The sequence below is a fragment of the Pseudomonas sp. P5_A2_2 genome (assembly GCF_054177685.1).
Map to the genome: position 1 here is coordinate 1 of NZ_JBGCUL010001064.1, position 1,470 is coordinate 1,470.

The 1,470-nt window shown below is 47.6% G+C and carries 1 protein-coding gene and 1 pseudogene; one reads left to right on the forward strand and one right to left on the reverse strand.

Annotation, left to right across the window (positions count from 1 at the left end):
- A partial coding sequence (locus tag ACXRVY_RS28795; protein ID WP_458238928.1) for a hypothetical protein occupies positions 1 to 232 on the reverse strand: 232 nt, incomplete at its 3' end.
- Positions 233 to 1,277: 1,045 nt separating this feature from the next.
- On the opposite strand from ACXRVY_RS28795, the pseudogene ACXRVY_RS28800 reads away from it, so the two are divergent.
- Positions 1,278 to 1,470 (forward strand): annotated as a pseudogene (locus ACXRVY_RS28800) (serine protease); the annotation flags it as partial.

The window sequence follows — 1,470 nt, forward strand, 5'->3', positions numbered from 1 at the left end:
GCACCAAGGCATTCAGGATGACCATGACGCAGGTGAATCGGTCAAAACTGCTCGCACCAACGAACACCTGCACTTTTTCAAGAACTATGTTCGGTTCGACCGACGAAGGGGTGTCGTTGATCCAATCATGACACCACTGCTTGACTTGGACACATAGTCCAACGAATAACGCAAAAATCCAGACTGCCCCCAAAGAAAAGCCAATCAGCAGCGTGGTTATGATGATTTCCATCCTAAGACCATCCCATTGAGAACTGATCAGCGTGCAAAGCTACTCTGGAGTTATGACAGCCGCAAGTGGCATTTCGACGGCCAGATAAATGGGAAATCGGCGACCAACGCTTCCACTCTGAGCGACTGCCCACCAAACAAAATCCGCTCTGCTGGGCGGTCTGGAAGGGCTCACCGAAAGGTGGGCCCTTTTTTGTTGTTTGAAATTTCATGAGATTTTTCCTGGTCTGCTTAAAGCAAGAGGCTTAAGCCTCTTGCCTCGCGTTACTGCGCCGTCGTTTGTACGGTGATATTCATGATCCCCCCCCCTATATCCGGTGTTACCACCCGATATTCAATAGTGATGTTCGTAGTGTCCACTACATAACAGCGAATGAAGCCAGGCTCCAATGTTTTTACCGTTAACCCTGTCAGTGACGACTTAATATCCTGTCGACTGGACGTATAAATAAAACAGTGAAGGATAACCATGCCTTTAACTCCGGCAGTGTCTGGTTTGCCGACTATGGACGACGGCTCTTTAGAAAGGTTTGTTGACTTCGTACTACCACTAAAACCCGTTCCGTCGATATTGAAGCGGTCCGGGTTTGCTATTGGCGAATTGCCTGTTGTATAGGCGCCCGATTTAAATGTTCTTGCGCTTGCGACCGCTTGTACTTGTCGCTCTTGTGGGTGGCGGGCATAGTGATTGATTCAGGTAGGCGCCACTTTTCATGATCGTTGGTGCCATCAACGAAGGAGTCGATAGCAACCCCTGGTTTCTTTTCTCGTCTTTAACAATTTTCAGGCGCCAAATATTTGAACTTTTGAAGTTGATCGAAAAGCAATTGGCATTAGCACGATTTATTCATACGCGTCATTGCAAACTCAGCCATAAGTAAGAAAACGTCCAACTAGATCAAGCGGCGAGGAGTACTGCAATCCGATAAAAGCCAAAATACTGACAACAAAAAACAGTCACATTCTCCCAATTAAGTCGGTGATATATCATGATCAAGATCATGGCCTACTTTTTAATTGGAGCTGTAACTGCAGGATGCAACGGCATGGTAAAACCCGACTTTTCGGGTCCTGCCAATGATTCATACTTTTTAGTCCACTCGGGGTTTCCCGCACCGTATCTATACATGGCCTCGGCCGTGCAATGGAACGATGACTATGCGGTAACCACCCGCCATACTCCGTTCATCCCCAACGTGAAGTACAGCTGCAGCACAGGCTGTGATCTCGTCTTCATCC